30 protein-coding genes and 1 tRNA gene are annotated in these 26,332 nt (G+C 59.7%); 9 read left to right on the forward strand and 22 right to left on the reverse strand.

Features of this window, described 5'->3' with window-relative positions:
- Window positions 1-17: 17 nt before the first annotated feature.
- The gene (locus tag NW816_RS07980) at window positions 18-1,604 is read right to left on the reverse strand and encodes an NAD(P)H-hydrate dehydratase (RefSeq protein WP_414408813.1); all 1,587 of its coding nucleotides are present in this window, start codon (window positions 1,602-1,604) and stop codon (window positions 18-20) included.
- Window positions 1,605-1,606: 2 nt separating this feature from the next.
- A complete protein-coding gene (locus NW816_RS07985; protein WP_414342431.1) occupies window positions 1,607-2,008 on the reverse strand; it encodes a VOC family protein in 402 nt (133 codons plus the stop codon).
- Between the two features lie 149 nt (window positions 2,009-2,157).
- Between NW816_RS07985 and NW816_RS07990 the strand changes: the two genes are divergently transcribed.
- Both NW816_RS07990 and rpe read left to right on the forward strand, forming a co-directional pair.
- Window positions 2,158-2,469: a hypothetical protein gene (locus NW816_RS07990; RefSeq protein WP_011433635.1), complete on the forward strand. Its 312-nt coding sequence runs from the start codon at window positions 2,158-2,160 to the stop codon at window positions 2,467-2,469.
- 105 nt (window positions 2,470-2,574) lie between these two features.
- Complete coding sequence (gene rpe, locus NW816_RS07995; protein ID WP_414408814.1) at window positions 2,575-3,285, forward strand: ribulose-phosphate 3-epimerase; 711 nt, start codon at window positions 2,575-2,577, stop codon at window positions 3,283-3,285.
- A gap of 149 nt (window positions 3,286-3,434) precedes the next feature.
- On the opposite strand, the gene NW816_RS08000 is transcribed toward rpe, so the two are convergent.
- Complete coding sequence (locus tag NW816_RS08000; RefSeq protein ID WP_414408815.1) at window positions 3,435-4,214, reverse strand: hypothetical protein; 780 nt, start codon at window positions 4,212-4,214, stop codon at window positions 3,435-3,437.
- A gap of 265 nt (window positions 4,215-4,479) precedes the next feature.
- On the opposite strand from NW816_RS08000, the gene miaA reads away from it, so the two are divergent.
- Window positions 4,480-5,493, forward strand: a complete 1,014-nt coding sequence (gene miaA / locus NW816_RS08005) for a tRNA (adenosine(37)-N6)-dimethylallyltransferase MiaA (protein ID WP_414408816.1) — start codon at window positions 4,480-4,482, stop codon at window positions 5,491-5,493.
- Here the strand turns inward: miaA and menD are convergent.
- Both menD and NW816_RS08015 read right to left on the reverse strand, forming a co-directional pair.
- Window positions 5,417-7,237: a 2-succinyl-5-enolpyruvyl-6-hydroxy-3-cyclohexene-1-carboxylic-acid synthase gene (gene menD, locus NW816_RS08010; protein ID WP_414408817.1), complete on the reverse strand. Its 1,821-nt coding sequence runs from the start codon at window positions 7,235-7,237 to the stop codon at window positions 5,417-5,419. The genes miaA and menD overlap by 77 nt on opposite strands.
- 10 nt (window positions 7,238-7,247) lie before the next feature.
- Window positions 7,248-8,156 (reverse strand): cyanophycinase, encoded by a 909-nt coding sequence (locus NW816_RS08015; RefSeq protein ID WP_148202746.1) that lies wholly within the window; start codon window positions 8,154-8,156, stop codon window positions 7,248-7,250.
- Window positions 8,157-8,344: 188 nt separating this feature from the next.
- Between NW816_RS08015 and NW816_RS08020 the strand changes: the two genes are divergently transcribed.
- Window positions 8,345-8,587: a hypothetical protein gene (locus NW816_RS08020; protein ID WP_011433628.1), complete on the forward strand. Its 243-nt coding sequence runs from the start codon at window positions 8,345-8,347 to the stop codon at window positions 8,585-8,587.
- Window positions 8,588-8,711: 124 nt separating this feature from the next.
- Here NW816_RS08020 and NW816_RS08025 read toward each other — a convergent pair whose 3' ends face one another.
- The 11 genes from NW816_RS08025 to NW816_RS08075 form a co-directional block, all read right to left on the reverse strand.
- Window positions 8,712-9,179, reverse strand: coding sequence for a fasciclin domain-containing protein (locus NW816_RS08025; protein ID WP_414357395.1), 468 nt, complete (start codon window positions 9,177-9,179; stop codon window positions 8,712-8,714).
- A gap of 404 nt (window positions 9,180-9,583) precedes the next feature.
- On the reverse strand, window positions 9,584-9,808 hold the full coding sequence (locus NW816_RS08030; RefSeq protein WP_414408818.1) for a DUF3134 family protein: 225 nt from the start codon (window positions 9,806-9,808) through the stop codon (window positions 9,584-9,586).
- Window positions 9,809-9,915: 107 nt separating this feature from the next.
- Entirely contained in the window at window positions 9,916-11,253 is a 1,338-nt protein-coding gene (locus NW816_RS08035; RefSeq protein WP_414408819.1) for a UDP-N-acetylmuramoyl-tripeptide--D-alanyl-D-alanine ligase, read from the reverse strand.
- Window positions 11,254-11,538: 285 nt separating this feature from the next.
- Window positions 11,539-12,255, reverse strand: coding sequence for a ribose 5-phosphate isomerase A (rpiA, locus tag NW816_RS08040; RefSeq protein ID WP_414408820.1), 717 nt, complete (start codon window positions 12,253-12,255; stop codon window positions 11,539-11,541).
- Between the two features lie 50 nt (window positions 12,256-12,305).
- Window positions 12,306-13,706 carry a 30S ribosomal protein S12 methylthiotransferase RimO gene (gene rimO, locus NW816_RS08045; protein ID WP_414408821.1) on the reverse strand — a complete coding sequence of 467 codons (1,401 nt, stop codon included), beginning with the start codon at window positions 13,704-13,706 and terminating at the stop codon, window positions 12,306-12,308.
- 133 nt (window positions 13,707-13,839) lie between these two features.
- The gene (cbiQ, locus tag NW816_RS08050; protein ID WP_414408822.1) at window positions 13,840-14,661 is read right to left on the reverse strand and encodes a cobalt ECF transporter T component CbiQ; all 822 of its coding nucleotides are present in this window, start codon (window positions 14,659-14,661) and stop codon (window positions 13,840-13,842) included.
- Window positions 14,648-15,310, reverse strand: a complete 663-nt coding sequence (cbiM, locus tag NW816_RS08055) for a cobalt transporter CbiM (RefSeq protein WP_414408823.1) — start codon at window positions 15,308-15,310, stop codon at window positions 14,648-14,650. The genes cbiQ and cbiM overlap by 14 nt, the downstream gene beginning before the upstream one ends.
- 8 nt (window positions 15,311-15,318) lie before the next feature.
- Window positions 15,319-15,840: a hypothetical protein gene (locus NW816_RS08060; RefSeq protein ID WP_414408824.1), complete on the reverse strand. Its 522-nt coding sequence runs from the start codon at window positions 15,838-15,840 to the stop codon at window positions 15,319-15,321.
- Window positions 15,841-15,991: 151 nt separating this feature from the next.
- Window positions 15,992-16,789, reverse strand: a complete 798-nt coding sequence (locus NW816_RS08065; RefSeq protein ID WP_414384032.1) for a hypothetical protein — start codon at window positions 16,787-16,789, stop codon at window positions 15,992-15,994.
- Between the two features lie 299 nt (window positions 16,790-17,088).
- Window positions 17,089-17,859 (reverse strand): SH3 domain-containing protein, encoded by a 771-nt coding sequence (locus NW816_RS08070; RefSeq protein ID WP_414408825.1) that lies wholly within the window; start codon window positions 17,857-17,859, stop codon window positions 17,089-17,091.
- A gap of 221 nt (window positions 17,860-18,080) precedes the next feature.
- Window positions 18,081-18,464 carry a hypothetical protein gene (locus NW816_RS08075; RefSeq protein WP_414408826.1) on the reverse strand — a complete coding sequence of 128 codons (384 nt, stop codon included), beginning with the start codon at window positions 18,462-18,464 and terminating at the stop codon, window positions 18,081-18,083.
- 475 nt (window positions 18,465-18,939) lie between these two features.
- Here NW816_RS08075 and NW816_RS08080 point away from each other — a divergent pair, with 475 nt between their 5' ends.
- A complete protein-coding gene (locus NW816_RS08080; RefSeq protein WP_011433617.1) occupies window positions 18,940-19,659 on the forward strand; it encodes a response regulator transcription factor in 720 nt (239 codons plus the stop codon).
- Between the two features lie 56 nt (window positions 19,660-19,715).
- Here NW816_RS08080 and NW816_RS08085 read toward each other — a convergent pair whose 3' ends face one another.
- Window positions 19,716-20,564, reverse strand: a complete 849-nt coding sequence (locus tag NW816_RS08085; RefSeq protein ID WP_414408854.1) for an ABC transporter ATP-binding protein — start codon at window positions 20,562-20,564, stop codon at window positions 19,716-19,718.
- A 452-nt stretch (window positions 20,565-21,016) separates the two neighbouring features.
- On the opposite strand from NW816_RS08085, the gene NW816_RS08090 reads away from it, so the two are divergent.
- The 3 genes from NW816_RS08090 (at window position 21,017) to NW816_RS08100 (ending at window position 23,207) form a co-directional block, all read left to right on the forward strand.
- Window positions 21,017-21,295, forward strand: a complete 279-nt coding sequence (locus tag NW816_RS08090) for a hypothetical protein (protein ID WP_414408827.1) — start codon at window positions 21,017-21,019, stop codon at window positions 21,293-21,295.
- Between the two features lie 61 nt (window positions 21,296-21,356).
- Window positions 21,357-22,877 carry a TM0106 family RecB-like putative nuclease gene (locus NW816_RS08095; RefSeq protein ID WP_414408828.1) on the forward strand — a complete coding sequence of 507 codons (1,521 nt, stop codon included), beginning with the start codon at window positions 21,357-21,359 and terminating at the stop codon, window positions 22,875-22,877.
- 90 nt (window positions 22,878-22,967) lie between these two features.
- Window positions 22,968-23,207 (forward strand): hypothetical protein, encoded by a 240-nt coding sequence (locus NW816_RS08100; protein ID WP_414342407.1) that lies wholly within the window; start codon window positions 22,968-22,970, stop codon window positions 23,205-23,207.
- A 181-nt stretch (window positions 23,208-23,388) separates the two neighbouring features.
- Here the strand turns inward: NW816_RS08100 and NW816_RS08105 are convergent.
- From NW816_RS08105 to NW816_RS08115, 3 genes are all read right to left on the reverse strand, one after another.
- Window positions 23,389-23,462: transfer RNA gene (locus NW816_RS08105), tRNA-Pro, on the reverse strand.
- Between the two features lie 98 nt (window positions 23,463-23,560).
- The gene (locus tag NW816_RS08110) at window positions 23,561-23,974 is read right to left on the reverse strand and encodes an NfeD family protein (RefSeq protein ID WP_414352193.1); all 414 of its coding nucleotides are present in this window, start codon (window positions 23,972-23,974) and stop codon (window positions 23,561-23,563) included.
- Between the two features lie 90 nt (window positions 23,975-24,064).
- Complete coding sequence (locus tag NW816_RS08115; protein WP_011433611.1) at window positions 24,065-24,304, reverse strand: hypothetical protein; 240 nt, start codon at window positions 24,302-24,304, stop codon at window positions 24,065-24,067.
- 140 nt (window positions 24,305-24,444) lie between these two features.
- Between NW816_RS08115 and NW816_RS08120 the strand changes: the two genes are divergently transcribed.
- Window positions 24,445-24,639 carry a hypothetical protein gene (locus NW816_RS08120; RefSeq protein WP_414342406.1) on the forward strand — a complete coding sequence of 65 codons (195 nt, stop codon included), beginning with the start codon at window positions 24,445-24,447 and terminating at the stop codon, window positions 24,637-24,639.
- On the opposite strand, the gene NW816_RS08125 is transcribed toward NW816_RS08120, so the two are convergent.
- Window positions 24,636-25,691 carry an SAM-dependent methyltransferase gene (locus tag NW816_RS08125; RefSeq protein ID WP_414408829.1) on the reverse strand — a complete coding sequence of 352 codons (1,056 nt, stop codon included), beginning with the start codon at window positions 25,689-25,691 and terminating at the stop codon, window positions 24,636-24,638. The two genes, NW816_RS08120 and NW816_RS08125, sit on opposite strands and share 4 nt — an antisense overlap.
- Entirely contained in the window at window positions 25,688-26,290 is a 603-nt protein-coding gene (gene leuD, locus NW816_RS08130) for a 3-isopropylmalate dehydratase small subunit (RefSeq protein ID WP_414408830.1), read from the reverse strand. Before leuD ends, NW816_RS08125 begins: the two co-directional genes overlap by 4 nt.
- Between the last annotated feature and the right edge of the window lie 42 nt (window positions 26,291-26,332).

Here is a 26,332-nt window from a genome sequence, read left to right on the forward strand (position 1 = left end):
TTTTGCAGCTCCTTCCTTCACCCTTGCTCCCGCAGGCTCTGCAGCGCCTTGGGCAGGTGCTCCGCCAGGTGGGCCGGATCCACCCCTGTTAGACCGCGTTCCCGCGCCAGCTGGATAGCCGCTTGGGCATGCCACCACACCCCGGCACAGGCGCAACTGAGCAGCTCAGCAATCTCCAAGGGCCGACCCACTTGGGCCGTTCGGCGGGCCACCAGGCCACCAATCAGGCCAGTCAAGACATCGCCGCTGCCACCGCGGGCCAAAGCCGGTGTGCTCTCCGGGTTCACCCAGCATTCCCCAGTGGGAGAGGCGATCACCGTCCGCGCCCCTTTCAAAACCACCACTGCTCCACTCTGGGCTGCCGCCCTTTGGGCTGCCTCGATGCGATCCCCAAGCGGGATCCCCGGAAAAAGCCGCCGAAATTCCCCCAGGTGGGGGGTGAGGATGGCCTGGATCCCGTTTTCTGGCAGGCGCTCTACCCCCATCTCCGCCAGAGCATTGAGGCCATCCGCATCGATCACCCAGGGGATCCCGGCCCAATCCCGCAGCAGGATCTCCAGCAGGGGCAAACGGGTTTCTCCCAAGCCCGGCCCCACGGCCACCGCCTGAAAGGGTTTCTCGGCCACCTGGGGCAAAGCGGGGATCCCCTCCCAGGCATAGACCAAGACTTCCGGCAGGGCGCTGTGGATCAGTCCTTTCAACTCCGCCGGCGCCGCCATCGTCACCATGCCCACCCCGCTGGCGCGGGATCCCAGCCCCGCCAACACCGCTGCTCCAGCATAGGCTGCCGAGCCTGCCACCAACAACAGGGATCCCTGGCGGTATTTGTGGGTATCCAAAGGGGGATCCGCAGGAAAGTGCTGCCAAGGCCGCAGCAACAACCGGGGAACCTCATCCTCTGGGCAGGCCCAAGCGGGGATCCCAAAATCAACGCGATGTAACCGTCCTACCCAAGGCAGAGCTGCTTCCTGCCACAGCCCCCGTTTCCAAAGGCCAAGGGTATAGGTATGGCTGGCGCGAATGCAGCAGCCCCAGACTTCCCCGGTTTGGTCGTTGAGGCCAGACGGCAAATCCAGGCTAAGGATGGGGATCCCACTGCCATTGGCCCACCCCACCGCCCCCGCCCAAGGCTCCCCCAAAGGCCGGTTCAGACCGATCCCAAACAGGGCATCAATTAACAAATCGCAATCGGCCAGCTCTTCAAGACTCTCCACAAACTCTGCCCCCAGCGCCTTGAGATAGCGGGCGTGGTCTGCCGTCAGGGGTTTGAGATCCGGCTTGCCCAGCCACACCTTCACCGACTTTTGGGCCAGCCATAGCTCCCGCCCAACCACCAACCCATCGCCACCGTTGTGCCCTGTCCCACAGAGGATCCCAATGCGATGGGCTTGCGGAAAATCCTTCTGCAACTGAGCAACAACGGCCAGCCCCACCTTCTCCATCAGAGCGGCAACGGGCATGCCGGCAGAGAAGATCTGCTCCTCAATGCGCTGCATCTGTGCGGAACTGACCAGGCTGATGGCCGGATCGAACTGGCAACGAGAACCCATATCGCTACGCAACGCTGTTGCAACCGGCGGCATTGCTGAGGGGAGATGGCTCATGGCTAAGTTGCGCTAATCGAGCTTAGCTCTATCACATTCCCATCCGGATCCCGGACGAACACTGCCGCTCGCCCGGAAGCGCTCGGTTGCACCTCATACCCTTCCTGCCGCAGGCGAGCCTTCACCGCTTCCAAGTCATCTACCCCCAGCGCCACATGGGGATTACGCCCCCACTTTGAGGATCCCGTTCCGCTTCGCTGCCGTGGATCCATCGGCTCCTCGGCCACGATTAAATGAATTTGGGAGGAACCCACTTGATACCAAGCGCCGGGAAAGTCAAACGGCAACCGTTCCACCTTGGGGATCCCAAGCACCGTTCCGTAAAAATGTTCGGCTCTGGCCAGATCGCTCACCCAAAGGGCGGTGTGCAGGTGATGATAGGTTGGCTTTTGGGGGGCAGTCATTGTCTTGTTGGGAAATCTTGACCGTGGGGCTTTGCAAGGCCGACGCGAACATCAATATTTTCTCCGAACGGCAAGCCAAACCCGTAAGCTAAGGTGGAGCTAGCGCACCCGCGACAACCGTATCTTTGTTTTCGCACAGGGGTTGGCCCATGGGATCCCGCACCAAGTTTTTCGGCACGGTCTTGGCCATGTTGGCCGTGAACAGCATCTACATGCAGTTGCAGCAGCTTTCTCTGCAGTTGGAAGAAAGGGATCCCGCTCCCTCTGAGCAGTCTTCTCCAGAGCCTCAAAGCAGCAAGGGCTCCGTCCCGCCAACGCGAACGGAACGGCTGGATCCCTGGCACCGTGTTGCCCAAGTCTTGCAGGGTCTGTGGCCCGGCGATGCGAGCTTGAAAGGACTCCGTTCCGCCAACGCGAACGGGATCCTGTCGCGAGAGTCCACGTCCCCCCTGGAGCCTTGAGTGCCAAGCTGAGAGGGGATATGACGCTTTGCAAAGGGGATCAAACCCCGTACCATAGAGGAGCAGGTTTCTCCGTTTCTCTGTTTTCAATCCCCAGGACTCACCATGGTGCAGCCGTCAGCGACCTCTGGGCAAAAGCCGATTGTGATCGCCCCTTCCATCCTTTCAGCCGATTTCAGCCGGTTGGGGGAGGAAGTACGGGCAGTGGATGAGGCGGGGGCCGACTGGATCCATGTGGATGTGATGGATGGCCGCTTTGTGCCCAACATCACCATCGGCCCGTTGGTGGTGGAAGCCCTGCGCCCGGTGACGGCCAAGCCCCTGGACGTCCACCTGATGATTGTAGAGCCGGAGAACTATGTGGCGGATTTTGCCAAGGCAGGGGCCGACATTATTTCCGTGCACGCAGAGTCCAGCTCCACCATTCACCTGCACCGCACCCTCAGCCAAATCAAGGATCTGGGCAAGCAAGCGGGCGTGGTGCTCAATCCGGCCAGCCCTTTGGAGCTGATCCAATACGTGCTGGATCTGGTGGATCTGGTGTTGATCATGAGTGTCAACCCCGGATTTGGCGGGCAAAGCTTCATTCCGGCAGTGGTGCCCAAAATTCGCCAGTTGCGGGCCATGTGCGATGAGCGGGGCCTGGATCCCTGGATCGAGGTGGATGGTGGCTTGAAGGGAAGCAACGCTTGGCAGGTGATCGAGGCAGGAGCCAATGCCATTGTGGCCGGTTCGGCAGTGTTCAAGGCCAAAGACTATGCAGAAGCCATTCGCAGCATTCGCAACAGCCGCCGTCCCGAGCTGGTGACAGTTTGATTTGAAGGAAATTGCTCCCTTCTAAAATCCAGCTTGGCCCTGGCGCTTTGCGCCGCTGACTTAATCTGGCCCCCCACTCCCGGCTCTTCGTCCACAGAGGGGGAATGGTTTTAGCCTCACAACCTTATTGCTACGCAACACTGTTGCAACTAGCGCATAGCCGCAGTCTCTTTCTGGGCAGCGTGAGGCCCCGTCCCGCTGCTGGCAGCAGTCGTGCCCAAGCAATGGGGAGGCACATCGACGGAGGGGGGGATGATCGGCTGGGGCAAAGTGGGGCTGAAAAAAGTCTGACAAAAAGGCACGCGATTGCGCTGAATATCGGCAAGGTAGGGAGGAGGAATGGTGCCCAAATAGGCGCCCAGCACCTGCTGCTCGGGATCCTCTGGCAGTATTTGGTAATGCAACATCAGGCGATTATCGGGAAACCAGGCGCGGATAAGCCTTTGCAGGGCCTTCAAGTTGAAGCCCGGCTCTTCAGGATTGCGAATCAGGTGCATTCCCGCCAGGCGCCCGCCGACAAAATAGGCTTGCACATAAAACCCACGGGCATAGATGGGGGGCTCCAAGGAGTTCTGAGATGAAGGGGAATCGGGCAGGTAAAGGGCTTCACCCCCAGGACGCAGTTGCCAGCGGCTCCAGCGGGGATCCTCCCGGTCGCTGGAAATGGTCTCCCAATTGTTGGCGCGGGCGTAGCTCAAGAAGCGCTCCTCGACCATGCCCAGATAGAGCATTTCCATTTGCAAGGGCAGCCGAGCCCGGGTTTGCAGCAGGGGCAGAGTGCGCACTTCTCCCTGCTTGAGCACCAAGGTTTCCCCCAGCGCCGGGCAAGGTTCCCACGCCAACAAAACTGTCAGGATCCCTGCCCCAACCGCCCGGCCAAGACAGCTAAGACCACGTCTTGCCGAAGCAAGCAGCAGAGGGGTGAGCATCTGTATCTGTAGAGGTAGCCTGAGCTGTGGGCAACTGCCGCCCAACCCAGTAGAAGCAGGGACGTAAGATGAGATCACCGAGAACCCCGAAAAGCCAGAAAAAAGGTGAAGCTAGAGTGCTCTGCACCGCTGACGCGATGGAAGCTCTATTGTAGCCAAAGAGCCAAAGCCTCTTGAAAATTTTAACCTGTTGCCTTGTGTGAATTTTCTTGCAGATCCTGAATGTCTCGAAACTAAGGTACTCCGCGCCGCTGACGCGAACGAAATGAGTGCAACTCTCGAGAATGGCATTCCCGCTGCAGCAGCTTCCGACCGGCCAGGATGGCCGGGAGTGATCGTCATTGCCGGCCCCACGGCCACCGGGAAATCTCGACAGGCACTGCTTTTGGCCCAACGGCTGGGATCCCCGTTGTTGAATGCGGACTCTCGCCAGGTCTACCGCGAGTTCGACATCGGCACAGCCAAGCCTACCCCTGCTGAGCGGGCTCTCTGGCCCCACGAGTTGATCGACATTGTTGATCCCTGCCACACCTACACGGTGGCTGAGTTTCAACGGGCGGCCCAAGCCCGCATCGCTGCGGCCCATCGGCAGGGACAGACTCCCATCTTGGTGGGGGGCACCGGTCTCTACATCCAATCGGTGACTGCCGGCCTGGGGATCCCTGCTGTACCCCCGCAGCCCCAACTGAGAAGACAACTGGAAACTTGGCCCCCTGAGATCCGCTACGCCTGGCTGCAGCAGTTGGATCCCGTTGCCGCCCAGCACATTCATCCCCATGACGCAGTGCGCACGCTGCGTGCTTTGGAGATCGTTTACACCACCGGGAAGCCGGCTTCCAGCCTACGGCAGGCCCATCCCCCCCACTACCCCATCTTGATCTTGGGTCTGAGCTGCCCAATGCCCCGTTTGGAACAACGCATTGCCCGGCGCACGGCAGAGATGATGGAGCGGGGGTGGATCGAGGAGGTGAAAACCCTGCGGGAGCGCTATGGGCCCCACCTGCCCCTTTTGAATACTTTGGGCTACGCGGAAATCGGCGCTTATCTGGAGGGGCGGATCCCGGAAGCCGAGCTGCAGCCCCTGATTGTGCGGCGCACCCGCCAATTTGCCAAGCGGCAGATGACCTGGTTCCGGGCCCTGCCAGGGATCCAGTGGCTGGACTGCGAGGTCGAGGATCTGCCGGAGCAGATCTGGGATCGGGTTACCGCCTGGATGACCGCTCAGACCCCTGCTGAAACCACTGCCGCCGCCGCCGAGCATCGGCCTTGCGATCCGTAAGGATCTCCAACACCCGCACCCCTTGGGCAGGCAAGGGATCCAAAGCTTGGGCCAGCTCCTGCCAGCTTTCCACCCGCCGGTGGGGAATGCCGTGGGCTTGGCAGAGGAGGGCAAGATCCACCGACTGGGGAGTAGCAAAGTAGGGCTCAAAGGGCGGATCTGGCCCTTGACGGCCCACTTCAGCAATGGGCAGCAGCTCGAAAATCCCACCCCCCTGGTTGTTGATGAGGAGAATGGTCAGGGATCCCTGCAGGTGAGGGCCAAGCCGCAGGCCGCCGCAGTCGTGCAAAAAGGCCAGATCCCCGGTTAGCAACACCGTCGGGCGCTGCCGGTGGGCCACCCCGAAGGCGGTAGAGAGAAGGCCATCGATGCCGTTGGTGCCGCGATTGAAGTAGGGACGGATGCGGCGGTCGTTGGGGGGCCAAAACCACTCCACATCCCGCACCGGCGTGCTGTTGGCAATGAATAGCGGCGTCTCTGGCGGCAGGTGGCGGGCCAGCCACCAGGCTATCCTACCCTCAAACCACTCCGGCAGGTCAGCCATAGCCTGGTCTAAGGCGGTCCGGATTTGCGCTTCGGCTGTCAGCCAGCCCTGCAGAAAAGTTGTTTGCTTGGCCGGTGCTTCTGGGATCCCGGAGACCCACTCTTCCACGGCAAAAGGCAAATGGGTGGTGGGGTTGTGCAGGGGATCCCCATTGTCGGGACGGGGATCCAACCGCCAAACGCGGGGAGCAACCTTGGCCAGGGTTTGCCGCAGCGCTTTGCTGGTGGGCAGGGATCCCAGTTGGATGACTTGCTCCGGCCAAAGCTGCGGCCGATCCCGCTGCAGGATGAGATCGTAGGTGGTGATGAGATAGGGGTTGAGGGAAGCGTAGTTGCGCAGGGGAGAGAGCCCCTCGGCCAGAACCGGCCACCCCAAAGCCGTCGCCAAATGGGCCACTGCCTCCACATAACGCTGGGGATCCGCCGGTTGAGCCGGCCCCGCCAAGATCACCCCCCGCTCACAGCCGCGCCACTCCTGCCAAAAAGAAGCTGTCTCCGTCTGCAGAGGGCTCCGCACCGCCTGGAAGGAAGAGCCGGTGCATGGCGGAACAACTCCACGAAAAAAGGTCTTCTCAAACTCCGGATCTTCCTGCAAATGAATCAAAGGCGCAGTGCTGCCGTCAGCAATGGGAGCCAGGGGATCCCGGAAGGGCACATTCAAATGCACAGGGCCGGGGAAGGGGTAAAGGGTGCGCTCCCAGGCGTGCACTAGGGTTTGGCGCAGGTAGGCCAGGGCTTCTGGAGCCGCGCTGGGCACGGCCAATTCCGCCTGCCAGTTGGGGTAATGGCCGTAGAGCTTCACCTGGTCAATCGCTTGGCCGGCGCGGCAGTGGCGCAGCTCCGGGGGCCGATCCGCCGTCAAAACCAAAAGCGGCCAGCCACTTTCTGCCGCCTCGATGAGAGCTGGGAAAAAGTGAGCGCCAGCGCTGCCGGAAGTACACACCAGGGGAATGGGCCGCCGGGTTTGCTGGGCCAATCCCAGCGCAAAAAAGGCTGCCGACCGCTCATCCAGCACGGGAATTGCCTCGATGTCGGGGTGCTGGGCCAGGGCGTAGGTCAGGGGGGCTGAGCGGGATCCCGGACACACCACCGCCAAACGGCAACCCAGCCGACTCAAGGTTTCGGCCAACAGGGATCCCCAGAGGGTGTTGAGGTTGCGCCAGTCCAGCCGCCTTGGCAGGACAAAGTTTTCAGCAGTCACATTTCAGCAGTCAGAGTGGAGACAAGGTGTTGAGATCGAATCGGGATCCCGGCGGCAAAAAGTGAATGCGGGCATTGTGCAGCCGAAAATACTCATCCGCTGCCGCCTCCTGAACAGTCGAGTACAGTTGTGTCCCGTCCACAATTGTCACTGTGCCCAAGCCGATCACCTCCATCACATCGTCGGCCTGGATCACCACCGCCGTATTCTCGTCAATGCCGATGCCCAGACATTGGGGGTAGTGGGCCACCGCCGTAACCAGCCGCACCAGGCGATTGCGCTGATGGAAATGTTGATCGATGATGACGCGAGGCAAAAGGCCCAGGCCTGTCTTCACCGTTACAATTGCCGGCGTGGGCGGTTCTCCGCTGTAGCCGCGGGAGATCATCTGCTGCCCCAACGCAGAAGCTCCGGCGCTGGTTCCGGCAATTACCGTCTGCCCCCGCTGCCACTGCTGTCGAATGGCCTCCATCAGCTCGCTGTGGGCCAGCACCTCCGCCAGCCGCTCCTGATCCCCACCCGTAAAGTAGATGCCGGTGGAGAAGCGGATTTTCTCAACGTTATCGGGATCCCTTGCCTCCATCGGGCTGCGGATATCCAGAACTTGGAGGCTGGCTGCCCCCATCTGCTGAAAAATGTTGGCGTAGATCTCCCCCAGCACCGCCGGGATCCCAGAAGCCGCGGGCACGATGGTGATGTGGGCAGACTTTCCCCCCGCTCGGCGGAAGAACTCCCAAAGGATGTGGCGCTCATTTTCCTTATCCTCTGCTCCCCCGACGGCGATGATGTCGGAACGGGCGGTGATGGGATCCTTCACGGTAGAGCGGCTCAGGGGTTGGGCGTCGTTTGTCGGGGTGGAAGGAACTCCGTTCCACTCCAGCTCACGGTGGGCAGCAGAGACATCAGGCAAATGGGGCATGGAGCGCGAGGAAGATTAAAATGAGCACATTTCACTTTCACTATGCTACGGCTTGGGATTCGGTTTGGCGCAGCTCAATTCCAGATTTCACGGAAGAGTCAGGGGTTGGTTAGGGGTCTCAAAAGGGGGAATAATGTTCATAAGAACACCCCTCGTCTCGTCCTTCGGTTCACCCAGCAGGAGCATCCATGGCCAGAAAACCTGACGGATATCTTGTCCACATCATGCTGGAAGGTGGACAAACCATGCAGGTACGGGTCAAAGAAGCCAGAGAATACACCGAGCTGATCAACAACCTCATGGTGGGCGGCGAAGAGTTCATCACCTTGCCCAAGCAAATGGACAATGAGTACATGATCGTGCGTCCTCAACGGGTGTCCGGCGTGTCGGTGGAGGCGATCTACGCTTCCAGCGTTGGCATCGACCTATGAAATTGGGGATCCCTTGCCCAAAGAACGGAATAGCTGGGGATCCCAATACAAAACCCCCGCCACCAGAGCAGGGGCTGCCAGAGGGCTAGACCCTGAAGGGCCTAGAATCCATGGCGTTGGTAGGTCACCCTTGTGGAGGCAAGATCACCTTGTCGATCACGTGGATCACGCCGTTGGAAGCTTCAATGTCGGCTGTTACCACATTGGCATCGTTGACCTTGACACCATCAGCCAAAGAGATCTCCACAGGGGATCCCTCGACCGTAACCACTTCCCCAGCTTCCAAAGAGGTGGAGAGAACTTTGCCGGGCACCACGTGGTAGGTGAGGATTTGGATCAATCGCTCACGGTTTTCCGGCAAGAGCAACTCCTCCAAAGTGCCTTCCGGCAGAGCTGCAAAAGCCTCATCGGTGGGAGCAAAGACGGTGAAGGGGCCTTCCCCAGAAAGCACTTCCACCAAGTCGGCAGCCTCCAAAGCTTGGATCAGGGTGGTGAAAGAGCCGGCCTCAGCAGCAACATCCACAATGGTTCTACTAGCAGCAGCGGTTTTCACGCTTTCAGAAGTCGCGCCCTGGCTGCTGGCATTGACCATAGGGGCTGCAACCAACGTGGTGGCCGAGGCAACGGCCAAAGAGAGAGTGAAGAGATTGCGAATCATATGCTGTAACCCTTCGTAAAGATTAGGTTTACATTCCTTAGAGACGTAGGGGAGCCTGTTCGAGTTCCTAAAAATCAAAAAAATCTTGGAAAAAGATACTCTCAACGTGCGAAACGTAATCTACGCAAGGATTTTGGGATTATGCTCCACTGCTTTTAGATTTGCAACAACAACTCCGGTACGTTTGCCAGCCAACCACAACGACCTGAAAAGGGATCCTTTCAAGCCGAGAAATCTATTACATTTATTTACATTTTCATTGCAAGAGCCGGCACACTAAGAACCGGCGGCTTTGCTGTGCCGGGCAAAGGGGGTGAAGAGGCATTCAACAACTGCAGCTATTCTTCTTCGGGCTCGAAGTCTTCGTCGTAGTCGTCCCCGATCAAATCGTCGATATCATCGATATCTTCTTCCAAAGCCATCTCAGGGACTTCAATAGGCTGCTCAATCAACCGGCCTTCCTGGCGCAACCAATCGAGAATGGAAAGGCTGCTGGGGGAGGGCACCACCGCTGGCGGTTGATCGCGGGGTTCTTCGCGCAGAGAGGGATTGTGGTAGTACATGCCGTACGGAAAAAGGGCAGTTATCGACGAGGAATGAACTCGGCTTGGATTGATCTCCTCTCAACCGAGGGACGCGGGCTTTCCATCGATATATCCCTCAGTTTAGCCTATGCCTGCCACTCCTGCAAAAAGCGGTGCAGCACCCGCTCCAGTTCAACAGCCCGCGCTGCCTTGAACAGCAGCCGATCCCCGGCTTGCACGTGATGGAGCAAGATTTCCAGCAGTTCGGATACCTCCTCGCAGCGTTCTGTCTGGGCTGCCGGTTTTTGGTCGAGCAGCGGTTGCATTTCTCCTTCGGGATCCAAGAGCAAGACCCGATCCAGCCCCAAAGGGGCAGCCGCCCGACCCACCTCCGCATAGAGCTGAGGTGCATGCTCTCCCAATTCCCGCATCGGGCCGAGAATAGCCCAGCGCCGTTTCCCCGGGGTTTGGGCCAGCAGGTGTAGAGCCGCGATCATCGCTTCCGGCGAGGCATTGTAGGTTTCATCCCAGATTTCCACATCTCCCGCCAGCTTGAGATGGCGGTTGCGCCCCTCCAGAGGGGTAGGCAAGGCGATGGGTTCTCGGAGCCGCTCCCAATCCAGCCCCAAGCTGCGCAAAGCAGCCAGCACCCCCATCCAGTTGAGGGCATGGTGTCTTCCCGGCAAGGGCACCGGCAGCGTTAGGCCCTCCACGGTTACCGTTTGGGCTTGGGGATCCCATTCTCCTCGTAAGTCCCCCTGATCCAGGCCATAGGTAAGGGTTTGTCCCGACCACAGGCTGGCGGCGGTAGACAACAGCAAGGGATCTTCTCCATTCAGCAGAGCCACCCCCTGCCCTAGCTCCTGCAGCAGCTCGCACTTGGCAGCAGCAATGGCCGCGCGGGATCCCAGCCTGCCGATGTGGGCGGTGCCGATATGGGTGATCAGAGCGTGGGTGGGTTGAGCCATCTGAGCCAGCCGGCGAATTTCTCCGGGGCCGCGCATGGCCATTTCCAGAACCACAAACTGATGCTCCGGTTGCATCTGGAGCAGGGTTTGAGCAACCCCGATGTCATTGTTGTGGTTGGCCTCACTTTTGAGAACTGTGCCGTAGCGGGATAGGGCAGCCGCCAACATTTCCTTGGTGGTGGTTTTGCCTGCTGAGCCCGTGATGGCTACTACGGAGGGGGGAAACTGCTCCCGCCAGCCTCTGGCGATGCGCTGGTAGGCAGCTAGGGTATCTGAGACTTGAAAATGGGGCCCGGCCACCGGACGCTGGCTGATGACGGCAATGGCCCCTCCGGCCAAAGCTTGCGGAATGAAGTCGTGTCCATCAAACCGTTCCCCCCGCAGCGCCACAAAGACTGACCCCGGCTGCAATTGGCGGCTGTCGGTGCAAATGGCTTGGACGGGAAGACCCAACAAATGGGGATCCCCCTGCAGGGGAGTTTGCAGCAGGTCAGCCACAGTTCGTAAGGTCAGCATCGGGCAGAAACTCCAATTCGCCTACAGCCTCTTCGTCTATGGTCATTTCAGACCCGATTGAGACATTTCCCAAGCGCTCCCCCTCACCCCCAGCCCCTCTCCCAGGGGGAGAGGGGAGTTGGGGATAGCTGTACAGCTTTTTTCAGCGTTGTTTACCACAGCCAGTGTCAATCAATCTCTTGCGTGGGAAGGCTCCCGCTTGGCTACGGAACTCCCATGAAGTCGGAAAAAGCTGTAAACCCAGTTCCTGGGCAACGCCAATACACGACTGGGTATAGGAAGTTGTCAGCTGGGTTGCAGCGTTTCGATCCCAGTCGGGAGGGCGATGATTGCCTCTTTGGCCATGCCGATGAACAGGCCATGTTCCACAACCCCCACCGTCCCTTTGAGTTGATCGGCGATCTTGGCAGGATCCGCCATGGGGCCGAATTGGCAGTCGAGGATGTAGTGCTGCTCATCCGTCAGGTAGGGATCCCCTTGGGCATTCAGCCGCAGAGTGGCTGCACAGCCGATGGCCTCCACCCGGGCCAAGGTGGTTTTCCAGCCAAAGCGCACCACCTCTACCGGCACCGGGAAGCGAATGCCCAACTGCGGGACTTTTTTAGAGGCATCGGCGATGATGATCAGCTCGGCAGCGCTGGCCTCCACCAATTTTTCCCGCAACAGGGCCCCTCCTGCCCCTTTGATCAGGTTCAGGGATCCCACTTCAATCTCGTCGGCCCCATCGATGGCCAGATCCAGGCGCGGCTGCTCTTCTAGGGTAGCCAGCGGGATCCCCAGGGAGCGGGCCTGTTCAGCCGTGCGCTCGGAGGTGGGCACACCGAGGATCTGCAGACCCTCGCTTTGCATCCGCTCTGCTAGGGCGCTGACAGCAAAGGCGGCTGTGGATCCCGTGCCCAGCCCCACCACCATCCCCGACTGCACCTTTTGAACCGCGGCTCGGGCTGCTGCTTGTTTCAGATCATCTAGAGACTCTGTCCCGCTGACGCGAAGGGTAGTCATTCCCAGCTCCTCTCCCGTGGATGAAGATCCTACCAAAGTGCTTTGCACCGCTACCGCCCGCTCCAGTCAAAGTCCACCGGCGCTGCCACCACTTGGCCAAAGAGATCATAGGGCTCAGCGCGGGTGATCTGCACCGGCACCAGGGATCCCAGGGATCCCTGCCCCTGCACATACACCACTCCATCCACCTCGGGGGCAAAGCGGGGGGAACGGCCAATCCACTCGCCGGTTCTGGGGTTTTCCTGCTCCAAGAGAACGGGAACCACCCGGCCTACCTGCTCGCGGTTGCGGCGGAAGGTGATCCCCTGCTGCACCTGCATCAGGCGGGCACGGCGCTCCTGTTTGACGGCCTCTGGAACCTGATGGGGGAGATGGTAGGCGGGAGTGCCTTCTTCGGGGGAAAAGGTAAACACCCCCACATGGTCAAATTGGTGACGCTGCACAAAGGCCAGCAGATGCTGGAAATGCTCCTCCGTTTCCCCGGGAAACCCGACAATGAAGCTGGTGCGCAGCACAGCATTGGGCAACGCCTGGCGCAGCCGCTCGATCACCCGGTCGTTGACCTGCCCTTGCCAGGGGCGATTCATGGCCTTGAGGATCTCAGGATGGCTGTGCTGTAGGGGCAAATCCAGGTAAGGCAAGAAATTGGGAGTTTCTTGGATGGCCTCCACCACTGCAGGCGTGATGCCGGTGGGGTAGGCGTAGAGCATGCGGATCCAGGGAATGGGGATCTGGCCCAGGGCGCGGATAAGCTCAGCCAAGCGCGGCTCCCCGTAGAGGTCGATCCCGTAGTGGGTGGTGATCTGGGAAATTAAAATCAGCTCCCGCACTCCTTCCTCGGCCAGCTGTTCTGCTTCCCGGAGGATGGACTCGATGGAGCGGGAGCGTTGGTTGCCCCGCAAGTGGGGAATGATGCAGAAGGAGCAGCGGTAGTTACAGCCCTCGGCTACCCGTAGGTAGGCCACCGGCGCGTGGGTGGTGCGGTAGCGGGGGACAGTCTCATCGGCAATGTAATCCAGGCTAGAAGTAACGGCATTGACCCGCTCTCCCCGCTCCACCCGCTCGATGATTTGGACGATCTGGTGATAGTCGCCCGTGCCCACGATAGCCACCGCCTCCGGGATCTCCTGCAGCAGCTCCTCCTGGAAGTGCTGCGCCAGGCAGCCGGCAATGATGATCTTTTTGCCTTGTACCGCCAGCTCCATCAGGGTACTGACCGACTCCCGTCGCGCTGCCTCGATGAAGCTACAGGTGTTGACAATCACATAGTTAGCGCTCTCTTCGTCCCCATCCACCCGGTAGCCCGCTTGGGCCAGCAGGCCCAGCATGTGCTCGGTGTCCACCCGGTTTTTCTCACAGCCCAGGTGCAAGATGGCAACGGCCGGGGCCTCCGGCGCCAAACGGGAGGGGCTGCGGAAGGGCGTAGGCAGGGTGCTTTCTAACCGGTTCATCAGGAGGCCAAGAAGCTGGCAGAAACGGACAACAATCGATGGGGCTTTCCTATTCTAGTCCCAGTTGGATTTCCCCTCGCTTTTGCAGGGGGGCAGCAGATGGCCCTCTGTTTCTAAGCCCAAGCGGCTAGTCCTAAAATTGCGTCCACACCAAGCCCACCGACACCACCACTGCCAGGCCGCTGGCCGCCCAGCTCCAGGGATCCCCGCCAGCCGCCGTCGAAAACAGAGGTGCCCGTCCGTAGCCCCGCAGTCGCAGCGCCTGATAGGTGCGCTCGGAGCGCTCGTAGCTGCGCACCAACAGGGTGCCCACCGCAGCGGCCAGAAAGGGCAGATCTTGTCTTAGAGACGGCCCAGGACGCCACAGGGATCCCCGCGGTCGCCAACCCCTCAACCGGGCTGCCCGTTGCATCTGCTCCCACTGAGCAGCCATCTCTTGCAGATAGCGCTGGGTGAGCCAGGCCAGTTCCAAAAGCAGATCTGGGATCCCCAGTTGCCGCAACGCTGCCAACAGTTCCGACGTGGGAGTGGTCTCCAGCAGCAGCATGGTGAGAGCGAACAGGGCCAGCCCTCTCCCCCCAATGCGAAGCGCCATCTGCAGCCCCTCCCAACGCAGAGCCAGGGATCCCCAGCGCCACAGGATGGTTTCCCCCGCCCAGAAGGGTAGGATCCCCATCAACCCTGCCACCAACAGCCCTGGGGCTGCCAGCCGCCTCAGCCCGAGGCTCCAAGGCAATCCCGACAGGCTCCACAGTCCAGCCACCAGCGCCCAGATGAGCGGCAAGAGGGCCAGGCACCTCACCGAGGCGAAAGCCGCCATCAGCGCCATCAGGCCCAGCACCTTGGGCAGAGGTTGCCACCGGTGCAGCCAGGAAAGGGGTTTGGAGGGGTGAGGATGGGATTGTTGACCGCGCCAGCAGCAAGGGATCCCTGAGCCGGCTTCATCTCTTGCCATACTCTCCCAGCAGCGCCGGTTGTACCCGCTGCAAAAACAGCACCACCCAACTGGCGAACAACCCCTCCACCACCATCAGGGGGATGTGGGCCACCACCAAGCTACCAAGAGCCAGGTGCTTGGTTTCGCTGCCGGGGTCAACCACAGCAGCCATGACCACCCCGTAAAACAACAGCACCGCCAGCCCCACCCCCACAGCTCCCGCCAAGAAGGCAGACACCCCGGCCCCCATCACGCGACGGCCCGCCCGAAAAATCCCACCGGCCAAGAGCGCCGGGATCCCCATGATGGCGGCGTTGATGCCCAACGTGGTCAGTCCCCCATGGCCAAAGGCCACCACCTGAAAAAACAAGCCCACCACAATGGCCGGATAGGCCAAAGCCCCCAACATCAGGCCCATCAACCCATTCAGCACCAGATGCAGGCTGGCCGGGGGAAAGGGCAGGTGAATCGAAGAGGCCACAAAAAAGGCAGCCGTGAGCAGAGCCCCCTTGGGCAACTGATGGCGGGGATCCCGTTCCCACCAAGGACATTGCTCGGCAACGCCGGCGCGACGGAGAAGCCGCAAGCTGTAGCTGGTGATCAGGGCGGTGATGCCATAACCCCCTAGCCAAAGCGGTGCTGGCAAAATGCCATCGCTGATGTGCATGGTCAGTCCTACTCCAGAGCAGAGGAGCCAGCCTGGGAGCCTGAGATTCCTGACCCTGGAGATCCCGAAACCGGTGGGCTCTCCACCGCTGCGTAACCAGATTGACGGGGCCTGGAGAAGAACAGAGCTGTGCCCAGACAGCCCCAAATGACACAGGCGGCCATAACCCCCCGCTGCAAAGGCCCAAAGGGTGGGGAAGCGCTGGGGATCCCTTCTGCCTGAGCAAACTCCTCGCCCACCGGCACATTGACCAATACCCCATGCCCGGCCTGGCGAATCTGCACCTGCCAGAGGCCCGTCAGGTTGGGATCCGGCTGCAGCAAAAATCGTCCCTGTGCATCCGTCTGTCCCTCTTGCCAAGGGGTAGTGGGATCCGTTGGCGCAAACACCGTTACCTGCGCAGAACGCATCGGTTCGCCAGAATCGTAGCGGGCCTGGATCTCAAAAGCGGGAACTGCCCGCCAAGAGGCCTCCACCCCGTGGCCCCAAGCGGGAGCAGACAGGAGCAGGCCGAAAGCCAGCAAGCTCAACCGTGCTCCGCATCGCTGACGCGACGCCGCAATCAGGCTCAGTCGGCAGGAAGGGATCCAAAGTTTTGGCCAGACTCGGTTCATTGGTTAGCTGAGGACAGACGACAATCTCTACGCTCTGCAGGCGACCGGTCTTAGAAAAGCCAAGACTTCAGGGCGAAGACTCTGTCTGGGCAGGGCCAGAGGCAGCGCGGCAGTGGCCTTCCCCCACATGGCCCAAGTGGTGCAGGAGCTCCAATGCGGCCTTAGCCGCAGGGGATCCCTCCTGCAGATCCCCCCAGTCCACTTCCAGAAGGTCGGATCCCCCCCCAGTGCTCCGCGCCGCTGACGCGGCCAGCCGCTGCTCCAGGGAGACAGGATCCAACTTCACCAAAGGGGCAAACCCCAGAGCTGCTTGATTGAGGCTGTCGTTGGGGGGCAAGCTTCCATCTCCAAACAGGTGGTCGAAATGGAAGGTGACCTCCAGATCTGCCACCTGGCCGACGCGCACAAAGCCTTTGCGCTCCTCCCCCACATACTCTCCGCAGGTGAAGGCCACCTCAGGGCTGAACTTGAGCACAAACGGCATCTCCCCAGCCCCTTCCTTTGTCGGTCGGGCTTGGCCTTCGATCCAGAGGGAATAGCCCTTTGCCGGCCCCTCCAGTGCTGGCACCAGCCGCCACCCCAGGGCGTTGTAGTGGCCAGGGGGTGCCTCTAGGGATCCCAGTAAGGCCCGCTCCGCCGGGGGAGCCGTGATCAAATCAACCGTGATGGGGCCGGAGAGGCTGACCAATGCCCGTGCCAGCAAATCTGCATTTCCTTCCGGATCAAAGGGCGGATCGGTTTGGTAGGCGGTTATGTCCGCCAGCGTCACGTACACGTGCTCAAAGCTCAGTTCCCAGCCGTCTTTGGAGACAAACCCCTCCCGAATGAAGTCCTCGCCGTTGGCCCAAAACTCCAGAGTACCCATCTCTGCCTTTGCTTGGGCTAGGGGTGCTTCCTGCCTGACCTTTTCCGCTCCAGCGTTAGAAGCCGGTCGGCAGGCGCCTAGAGAGAAGGCCAACCCAAGGGCCAGAAAGGGTAAAGCTAACCCCTTGCCCCAGGGATCCCTTGTTGAAGCACCAAGCCGAAATGGAGTGTGTTTCACCAGTTCCCCTGCCAAGGACTCGGTCCCGATGACGCAAACGGCACTGCTCTACCGAAACACAGGCTTCCCTGGTGTTACAATCCCCCACCAGGGCATCTGTAGGGCTATGTCTATGGCAAGGGCTACTCCTGCGCTAAATTCCCCGCCCGCACCCAACCTTCCTGCCCATTCTGACGGCGGATGCGCTGCCAACGACCATCTTCGCTGAGGCCCAGCACCGTCACCACCTCGTTCATGGGCACACCGCCAATGTAGGTTCCCTCCCGCTCTGGAGTGGCCCGCAGCGCCAGGCCAATGGGCTCGATCACCCGTCCCCGCTCACCTGGGGAAACCACTGCTGCCGTGGGGGGTCGAGTCGGCAAAGGAGTTGATTCAGGGTTGGGTTCAACCGTGGGAGCTGTAGAAGTTGAAGCTGAAGCACCATCCACAGGGCCCAAATTGCCGGCGCGCACCCAGCCCTCTTGTCCGTTCAACTCCCGCCGCACCCGTTGCCAACGACCATCGGCGCTGTACTCCAACACCGTCACCGTTTCCCCCACCACAATTCCCCCTTGGTAGGCTCCATCGGCAGAAGGTTGGCTGCGGATTGCCAGGCCAATTGGCTCGATCACCCGCCCGCGGCTGCCGGGGGGAAATCCCTCAGGGTCAACAGTGCCTGCAGCAGGGCCAGGCAAGGGAGAGGGAAAACTTGCCGGGCTGGGCAAGGGATCCAAGCGCACGGCCTGCGGAAATTGAGGCGGGGCAGGGGGGGCCAACATCGGGGCAACAAGCTGCCACAACTGCCAACCCAAGGCGGCCAGAGCCCCAACCGAGACACTCACCACCACCAAGGTGCCCAAGGGAAAACTGCCAGAAGCAGGAGAAGAACGGCCTCGCATTGGGTAGTTAGCCATCCAAAACACCTCCCCGCAACGCTGCAGGCAAGAATCCGCAAGAAGAATGGAATCCTCCTCAAAACCGGGGACTTACGAAAGCCAGAGCACCATGGCTCCGCAACGCTGACGTGACTGCATCCCAATCTATAGCATTGTTGCGCAGCGCTCTTGCTATACCTGCAGGAGGCACCGACGGGACTCCAGAGGGCAAGGGCGTTAGAGATTAACTTCTACAACTTCTACTTATTATTGGTGTCGGTGAACTTATTCTGCCAGTCGGTCGTCAAAATCTCTCGGCCAAATACCCATCCTGCCAGAAGGAGGGGCAATGCCAAGCCCAGAAAGCCAAAAAGACTGACCACCTGAGCCACTTGCCGCTGGGCTTGTTTTCTCCTGGGATCCGGGATGTTGTTGGCAGCCAGCACCACTTTAGAACAAAAAGCCACCACCACCGCCCCCACCGGCCCCAAAACCAAAGAGGGCCACAGCCAAGCCTCCACTTGCGAGAATGCGTAGGCTCCGGTAAAGGGGATAATCACGAAACAAGCCAACTCTAGGATCCCCCAGGTGAAGAGGGCCAACCGGACATCTTTGCGGAAGACTTCATCGGGATTGGTGTACATAAGCCTCCGGGATAAACCGCCACCTGCCACACTAAAGCGAGACTTTGAGACAGGAACAGCAGCGTCACAGCTTCCAGATTAACTCCAGGTGCTAAGGATCTTGCTTGACGGATCCTCCTTACGCTACTTTTCCCCTTGGGCAACTCAGTAAGATAATGCCCAAGATTCTTGGATAAGCCTCCGTTAATTTGGAGAGAAGGGCAGCCTTGACAAGGATGAACTCCCCCTGTGACCCCATACGTAAAGACTTGAAATAAGATTTAAGTGTTCAATCACTCATGAATTGCCTGCGCCTGTGGCCCTTTCCAGCCGAGGTTGGGGTCAAGCTTGCCCTGTTGAGAGGGCTCTTTATTCACCCGCGAGCCGAGGGCCCATCGCCTCTGCACGATTGTTGCCCATGAGCTGCCGAAGGGATCCCCACACCCCAACGCCCTGCAACCTTGTCTCCTGCTGACTTCGAGAGTGCCAAGCTGCCATGTCACGCATCCTCATCATCGATGATGATCCCAGCATTTGTGCTCTACTGCAGCGGTACTTGCAGCGGCAGGGGTATTCGGTTGAGGTGGCGATGACGGGGGCCGAGGGCTTACAGCAGTTGCGCGCTTTTCAGCCGGCCTTGGTAATTTTGGATCTGAACTTGCCGGATGTGAGCGGCTACGATCTCTGCCAGCAAATGCAAAAAGAGACCGGCGTGTACGTGTTGATGTTGACCAGCCGCGTCAGCCCTGCTGATAAGTTGCACGGATTCCAGTTGGGGGCAGATGACTACCTGACCAAGCCCTTCAGCCTGCCGGAGTTACAGGCGCGAGTGCAAGCCATTCTGCGGCGGCAACGCATGAAGACCGAAGTTGCCAGCGCACCGGTCTTGACCTTTGCCTCTTTGGTAATCGACCCGGAAACCCGAGCAGTCATCCGCGAGCAGCGCCTGATCAACTTAACAGCACTGGAGTTCGATTTGCTCTATGCTATGGCTCGACATCCGGGGCGGGTTTGGCGACGGGCTGAGCTGATTCAAGAGGTGTGGGATTTCAACCACGAGGGAGATGAGCGGGTGGTCGATGTCCACATTGGCCAAATTCGCAAGAAGCTGGAAACCGATACCAGCCAACCGGAGTTGATCCGCACCGTGCGCGGAGTTGGCTACAAGTTTGAGCCCCCCGCTCCGAAGGAGGGATGGGGAGAGGAAAAACCTTAACCCCCAAATAACTCTCCCCTCTTCACGTTGGGAGAGGGGCCAGGGGTGAGGGCCCGTTAATCCAAGCGGCGGCCCGTCAAACGCACAAAAATGTCTTCTAAGTTGGCCGGGCGCACCATGAGGCCGGTTTTGTCGGGTTCTGCCTCCAACTGCCGCTGAGCTTCCGCCAAGCTGGGGAAAAAGGTGTAGTTCACCTCCCGGCCAGGACAGGAGCGCACCAACAGAGCCTCTCCGTACTTAGCCCGCAATTGCTCGGTGCTGCCCAACTCGATCAACCTTCCCCCATCCATGATGCCAATGCGGTCGCACAGCTCTTCTGCCTCCTCCATGTAGTGGGTGGTAATCAGCAAGGTCATGCCCTGCCGATTGAGATCCCGCAAGATCTCCCACAACAGCCGCCGCGCCTGGGGATCCAACCCGACGGTGGGCTCGTCCAAAAACAAAATCTGGGGGCGATGCAGTAACGCCCTGGCCACCTGCAAGCGTCGTTTCATTCCCCCTGAGAGGGTTTTCACTTTGTCTTGCCGGCGATCCGCCAGCCGCACATACTCCAGCCATTCATCGATGCGCCGTTGCCGCTCTGGGTTGGGGATGTGGTGCATACGCCCGTGGAACTCCAGGTTTTCCCAAACGGTCAGCTCTGCCTCTAGGGTGATAGGCTGCAGAACTACGCCAATTTGCTGCCGCACCGCCACCGGATCCCGCATCACGTCATACCCCCCCACCTGGATGGATCCCTGGCTGGGTCGGGTAAGGCTGGTGAGCATGCGAATGGTGGTGGATTTGCCGGCGCCGTTGGGCCCCAACAGGGCAAACACTTCCCCCTGCGGGATCTGCAGGCTCAAATCCTGAACGGCAACCTGCTGCCCAAAGCGTTTCCACACCCCCTGCATTTCCACCGCCACCGTCTTGGTTTGGGGCAAGGTTGGGGCCGTCGAAAGAGCTGTCACAGTCCGCTCCGGTAAAGTGTAAAGAAATCTTTATTCTCCAGCATACGCCAGCCGTGTCAGCAAGCTGCAGGTCTTATCAGGGATCCCTGCTGCTGGCAGCAGTCTGGGTTGTCTCTTGAGCTTTTGCGTGGCTGTGATTTCGTTCTCTGGGGTTTTTCTCTAAGCTCTGCAAATAGCATACATTGCACCTGAAGAGTGAGTTGCGTCCGCAGGGCAGGGCATGAGCGTACAGCAGATAGGGGAAGTTGTGCTAAATGGCTAGTGCTGTATTTGTACCTATGGGTAACAATAGAGACACAAGCTTGAGCGGTCTGGCTGTCAGACTGGGGCTTTCTTCTCAGTGAAGCGACCTCCCTCAGCGCCCACCGATACCCTCTACTAACCAATCTGAATCTGATCTGAGCAAAATGCAGAGCAAAGACCGGTTCGACCAAATTGACTTCCGGCTGGATCGCCTGGTTGGGGCTGTGTTGACCTTGGCCGAGACCGTCAGCTTCGTCAAGGATGACCTGACCCATCTGAAAGCCATTGTTCAACAACAGGTGCTGATATCCCAGGAGCAGAGCACTTGGCTGGGAGAGTTAAAGGCAATATGTCAACAGCAAGCCGATACAGCTCGTCGCCAATCTGAGACGATTGAGCGGATCATCGCCCATCTCCTGCCCACTCAGGATCCCAAGTCTTGAGGGATCCCAAAGGCAGCCTGGGGGCGTGCCACAATGGCAGCAGAGCTGAGGTTGTCCGCCGTTGGAGTGCCAGGTTGCAGCAGCAGGACAGGGTTCTGTTGAGGCTGAGGAGCTGCTTGCTTTTTTTCGCTGCCGACGTTTGCCTTACCTGGATCGGGTTGGCCCTCAAGAGGCCAAGCTGCCGCCGGACAACCTGCTGGAGCAATGGCGGCGGGATCGCCAAACCCTGGCAGCCGCTGTGTTTGAGCAATTCCCCGGAGAACGAATCGCGCCGGGCAACGAGGCTCTCTTGGCAGCTATGGCAGGCGGGGCAGAGCGGATCTACGGCGGACAGATCGCCGCAGAGCTGGTTTGGGAGTCAGAAGAGGATGCCCAATTTCATTCCGTTTGGGTGAGCAGCTCCCTGGATCTGCTGATTCGGGATCCCGCTCTCGTTGGCAGAAGTCGCCACGCCGCCCGATCCTCTTACCTGCCGGTTCATATTCGTATCGGCAAACGCCCCAAACCGGAGTACGAATTGGTGCTGGCTTTGCAGGCAGAGTTGCTCGGATCCCTGCAGGGAAACGTTCCCAAGCGGGGCATTTTGATCCTGAAAGATGGGAAGTGGCACCCCGTCCACCTGAGCCGCCGACGAGCACAGGTGCGGCAATTGCTGCAGGAGTACCTGCACTCCCTCAACCAGCCGGAACCACCGCAGGTGTTCATGGCCCGCAGCCGCTGCCATCTTTGCCACTGGCGGGAGCATTGTCGCCAGTTGAACGCCGCCGCTCAACCCCTCAGCCTGCTACCGGGCGTAACGGGATCCCGCTATCCCCTTTTGCAAGAGGCGGGGATCCACTCGATTGAAGCCCTGGCCAACGCTCAGTTGGATAGGTTGCAAGCCATTCCCAAGTTGGGATCCGGCGTGGCCCTGCAACTGCAGCTGCAAGCCCGTGCCACCCTCAGCCGGCAGCCTCTCTGGATTCAATCCCCCCCGGAAACCCTGCCCACCACACCCGTAGAGCTGTACTTCGATATCGAGGCGGATCCCCGTCACAACGTCGCCTATCTGCTGGGGCTGCTGGTGGTGGAGCAAGCCGAGGGGAAAAAGGTTACAAGCTATCACAGTTGCCTGGCCGCCGACCCGCAGGAAGAAAGGCAAGCTTGGGAGCAATTTTTGCAACTGACGCAATGCTATCCCGACGCTCCCATCTATCACTTTCACGGCTTTGAGGTGCAGACCTGCCGACGGCTGGGGGAGCAGTACCGCACGGATCCCCGACAAGTGCGCCAGTTGTTGCAGCGCTTTGTGGATTTACATGCCTGGGTGCAACGCTCGGTGGTGTTACCGATTGAGAGCTATTCCCTGAAAAACATCGCCCGCTGGTTGGGGTTTCAGTGGCGTCTGCCTGATGCCAGTGGCGCCCAGTCCATTTATTGGTATAGCCAATGGCTGGAAACTCGGGAGCGCAGATATTTGGAGCACTCGCTCATCTACAACGAGGATGATTGTCGAGCTACCCATCGGCTAAAAGACTGGTTGTCCCAAAGTGGAGTTCTCCATCCGAATGAGTTGACGAAGGTGGTCTGTCCCCAGCCATGAATGCCGCAGCTTGCGCTGCCGGTCTTGTGGTCAATGGCTGAGGCTTCGTTTAGAATTAGACAGGCCCATTTAGTTCATTAAGGGGATCCCATGCTGTTGAAATCTCATGAATCTCCTCGCCATCAGGGCAGAAACCGTCGCGGTCGTGGGGGATCGGCACGCAAGCGCCAACTGGACAAGCGGAACCGCGCCTTGATGCAACGATTGCGACAAGGAGAGCAGGCTCTCAGCTCTCGATCTTCTCGGCAGGGGCAAGTCAACCCTGCCTTTTTTGTGCTTGCTTCTTTTTTCCCTCAGCCTGGCTACAAGGGATCCCGCTTGGCTGCCTGACCCACCCATTCGATGGCATCGAAGAGTTTGCTTCTCGCGCCTTCAAGACAAAGACTGCGCCTCCACCAATAGACGCCCGCTTTAGCAGTTAGCAACATCAATGGGAAGATTTTGGGGCCCTCGATAAGCGCGAAGCTATCGGCCAAGAACGCGAATGGCTCTGTTCTTGGTGCAGGCAGGATCGGGATGACAGGATTTGAACCTGCGGCCCTCTGCTCCCAAAGCAGATGCGCTACCAAGCTGCGCTACATCCCGGCTTAGCTTTTGTGATTATGCCAGATCCCCGCCTCTGATGCACACCCAAGCAGGGATCCCTCGCTCAAGGCAACAAGGGAAACAAACATTTGTCCAGGTCAGGACTTGAGCATCTTGGCCGGCATGACAATGAGGGTATTCCCCTGTCGCTCCACCACGTAGAGCTCCTGCCCGGCTTGGATTTCTAGGTTGGGGATGCTGCACTTGGCGTTCCAGGTGGAACCCAGATAAGAAACCCGCCCCCGTTCGCCCGGCGGAATGGTGGTGACTGCCCGCGCCTCCCGAGATTCTTCTATCTGAACCGACCCATGGGGCACCAGACGGCGACTGAGGATGATCAACACCACCGATGCCCCAATCCAGGCGGCAAATTGCACCCAGATTGGCAAACCCAAATAGGCCAAAAGCCCTGCCAAGAGCGCCGCCAACCCCACCGAGCCGGCAACCAATTCTGGCAAAAACAATTCGGCAGAAATGAGGACTAACCCGATGACGATCCAAGGCCAAACCATAGAATCCAGGGATCCCACCTAACTCAGTATGGCTCAAAACCCCTGGATCCTCAGCAGGGATCCCTTGTCCTTAGGGAGACTGGTTGGGGCTTACCCGCCCAAGCGGTAATTCTCCAAAAACTGCAGGGGATCCATCTCTTCCTGAGGGGAGCTTTTGGGTAGGTTCTTGGATTCGGCAATCCGCATCAAGGTCTCCCAGTCGGTGCTCATGACAAAGGCCACGGCTTGGCGAGCTGCCTCTCGGTGGGGGCAGTCCTCTCCCAAGACACAGCCATCTCGACAGAGGGTGGCGCAATCGTGCGCGGTGCTCCTGGGATCCGGGCCAGCCATGATGTCTTCCTCTCGGTGGGTTTCACATTTTCTTTAGGATACCTGAAGAGAATCTTGCGCTTGCAGGAGATTTTGGGCAGCGCGGGTAGCTTAGATGAGGAAATGAGGCGACAAGACCTGTTCAAGCGCAGAGGAGCCTTATGGAGTTTTCGCAATTGCAAGCGCTGGTGGATCGAGCCTTGGAAGACAAGAAGCTCACCCGCACAGAGGTGGATCAAATCGTCAGCGCCATCCGGGCCGACGGCAAAATCTCCCCTGAGGAGATGGGCTTGCTGGAGTCCATTCGCGAAATGGTGCTCCGCCGGGAGATTCAGGTGGTGGAAACGGCAGATTAAGGGGCAGGGATCCCCAAGTAGAGGGTGACTTCGCTGCGGTTGTGAAACAGGTGGCGGGCCCTCACCAAGGGGAAGGCACTACCCAAGATCTCCAAACTTTGCCGCAGCACCCGCAGGCGGTGTTGGCGAGGTAACTTCAGGGTCATCACAGCTCTCCCCTGTGGCTGCAGATGGGGGGCAAAAGCCACCATCAGGCGGGCAGAAGCCGGGCCATCCATCCGCATGTCGTTGAGGATGAGGTGAAACCGGCCTGGGCCACGGGCCAAGTAGGCTTGGGCGCTGAGGCGATGGTGGCAGATCCCCGGATCTTGGCTGAGGCGCTCGTCCAAGTCCGCCGGATCCACTGCCGTGACCTGCTGGCCATATAGACGCAAAATGCGCGACCATCCCCCCGGCGCTGCCCCCAGATCCAGAGCCTGTCCCCCTGGCACCAAGGGAATCTGAAACACCTGGATGGCCTCCAGCAGCTTAAACTCGGAGCGGCTGATCTGCTCTGGATCCCGCCGAAAGCGATGGATCCCACCGGCCCAGTTGGAGAGGTTCTGGGCAGCCAAGGATAGGCCCAGCCAAGCGCGAATGCCCATCGGTTGAGCCAGGATCACCACCGAGATTACCTGCTGGGGGTCTTTGACCTGCAGGGGGGATCCCACCGCCGCGATCACCTGTTCGGCCAGGGTTTCATTGACCTGGAAGGGCTTGAGAGCCGGCTCTCCAAACAGGCGCGTCTGAACCGAAAAGCTGAGGGCGGGGTCAATGGCTGCCAACATTTCCCCATCAAGGCGCAATTCAACTGGGGATCCCCCAGATAGCCGCCGTTCTTGGTGAATGGGGCAGATGTGGCGCAAAAAAATGGGCGGGTCAGCTTGCCAAGCCCCAGCCAGGTCGGCAAATGAGCGTTGGCTGCATACCCACACCAAGCCAGGTGCTTCCTTTAGCCGCTGCACGGCAGCCTCTGGATCCGCAGCTTCTATCTCCCGGATCGCCAAATCCATAAAATCCGGGTCGGCGCTGCCCAGCCATGTATGGGTATCAGGGGGGAGAGGATGGCTCAACGGGCCCGCTGCCAACGCAGGTAGGGTAAAGAAGCGGCTACTTGGTGAATCTGAGCTTGAGCGGCCAGCAGTTGTCCTGTGGCGTCCCAGGTGCCCTGCACCAGCATTTGCCAGGCTCCTTGGGGGATCTCCACAGCAGCGGTATTTGCCTCCCAGCGCACCTGTTTGTTGGGCAGATCCAGCGTCAACTGGAGCTGGGGATTTTCCGCCACCGCCTTCTGCAGGGCTTGAATCACAGCCGGGGGTGCCGTGACACAAGGGATCCCTAGGGCCAAGCAGTTGCCGAAGAAAATCTCGGCAAAGCTTTCACCGATGAGAGCGCGGATCCCCCACTTGGCCAGCGCTTGGGGCGCATGCTCCCGACTGGAGCCACAGCCAAAATTGGCATTGACCACAAGGATCTGGGATCCCTGGTACTGAGGCTGATCGAAGGGGTGTTGGCCGGGATCCTGGGCGCGGTCGTCGGCAAACACGTGCTGGCCCAAGCCGTCAAAAGTGACGCACTTCAAAAAGCGGGCCGGAATAATTCGGTCGGTGTCGATGTCGTTGCCCAGCAGGGGGATCCCTCGGCCTGTGATGGTCAAAACTTCGCTTGGCATGGGAACTTCGATGAACTTCTGAACTCGATCTTTGGACTTGAT

It is taken from the genome of Synechococcus sp. W55.1 (assembly GCF_047461655.1).
Taxonomy (GTDB): domain Bacteria; phylum Cyanobacteriota; class Cyanobacteriia; order Thermostichales; family Thermostichaceae; genus Thermostichus.

Coding starts and splice junctions, on each gene's coding strand:
- NW816_RS07980 (WP_414408813.1), bottom strand. CDS start 1,604: ATGAGCCATCTCCCCTCAGCAATGCCGCCGGTTGCAACAGCGTTGCGT.
- NW816_RS07985 (WP_414342431.1), bottom strand. CDS start 2,008: ATGACTGCCCCCCAAAAGCCAACCTATCATCACCTGCACACCGCCCTT.
- NW816_RS07990 (WP_011433635.1), top strand. CDS start 2,158: ATGGGATCCCGCACCAAGTTTTTCGGCACGGTCTTGGCCATGTTGGCC.
- rpe (WP_414408814.1), top strand. CDS start 2,575: ATGGTGCAGCCGTCAGCGACCTCTGGGCAAAAGCCGATTGTGATCGCC.
- NW816_RS08000 (WP_414408815.1), bottom strand. CDS start 4,214: ATGCTCACCCCTCTGCTGCTTGCTTCGGCAAGACGTGGTCTTAGCTGT.
- miaA (WP_414408816.1), top strand. CDS start 4,480: ATGAGTGCAACTCTCGAGAATGGCATTCCCGCTGCAGCAGCTTCCGAC.
- NW816_RS08015 (WP_148202746.1), bottom strand. CDS start 8,156: ATGCCCCATTTGCCTGATGTCTCTGCTGCCCACCGTGAGCTGGAGTGG.
- NW816_RS08020 (WP_011433628.1), top strand. CDS start 8,345: ATGGCCAGAAAACCTGACGGATATCTTGTCCACATCATGCTGGAAGGT.
- NW816_RS08025 (WP_414357395.1), bottom strand. CDS start 9,179: ATGGTCAATGCCAGCAGCCAGGGCGCGACTTCTGAAAGCGTGAAAACC.
- NW816_RS08030 (WP_414408818.1), bottom strand. CDS start 9,808: ATGTACTACCACAATCCCTCTCTGCGCGAAGAACCCCGCGATCAACCG.
- NW816_RS08035 (WP_414408819.1), bottom strand. CDS start 11,253: ATGCTGACCTTACGAACTGTGGCTGACCTGCTGCAAACTCCCCTGCAG.
- rpiA (WP_414408820.1), bottom strand. CDS start 12,255: ATGACTACCCTTCGCGTCAGCGGGACAGAGTCTCTAGATGATCTGAAA.
- rimO (WP_414408821.1), bottom strand. CDS start 13,706: ATGAACCGGTTAGAAAGCACCCTGCCTACGCCCTTCCGCAGCCCCTCC.
- cbiQ (WP_414408822.1), bottom strand. CDS start 14,661: ATGGCAAGAGATGAAGCCGGCTCAGGGATCCCTTGCTGCTGGCGCGGT.
- cbiM (WP_414408823.1), bottom strand. CDS start 15,310: ATGCACATCAGCGATGGCATTTTGCCAGCACCGCTTTGGCTAGGGGGT.
- NW816_RS08065 (WP_414384032.1), bottom strand. CDS start 16,789: ATGGGTACTCTGGAGTTTTGGGCCAACGGCGAGGACTTCATTCGGGAG.
- NW816_RS08070 (WP_414408825.1), bottom strand. CDS start 17,859: ATGGCTAACTACCCAATGCGAGGCCGTTCTTCTCCTGCTTCTGGCAGT.
- NW816_RS08075 (WP_414408826.1), bottom strand. CDS start 18,464: ATGTACACCAATCCCGATGAAGTCTTCCGCAAAGATGTCCGGTTGGCC.
- NW816_RS08080 (WP_011433617.1), top strand. CDS start 18,940: ATGTCACGCATCCTCATCATCGATGATGATCCCAGCATTTGTGCTCTA.
- NW816_RS08090 (WP_414408827.1), top strand. CDS start 21,017: ATGCAGAGCAAAGACCGGTTCGACCAAATTGACTTCCGGCTGGATCGC.
- NW816_RS08100 (WP_414342407.1), top strand. CDS start 22,968: ATGCTGTTGAAATCTCATGAATCTCCTCGCCATCAGGGCAGAAACCGT.
- NW816_RS08110 (WP_414352193.1), bottom strand. CDS start 23,974: ATGGTTTGGCCTTGGATCGTCATCGGGTTAGTCCTCATTTCTGCCGAA.
- NW816_RS08115 (WP_011433611.1), bottom strand. CDS start 24,304: ATGGCTGGCCCGGATCCCAGGAGCACCGCGCACGATTGCGCCACCCTC.
- NW816_RS08120 (WP_414342406.1), top strand. CDS start 24,445: ATGGAGTTTTCGCAATTGCAAGCGCTGGTGGATCGAGCCTTGGAAGAC.
- leuD (WP_414408830.1), bottom strand. CDS start 26,290: ATGCCAAGCGAAGTTTTGACCATCACAGGCCGAGGGATCCCCCTGCTG.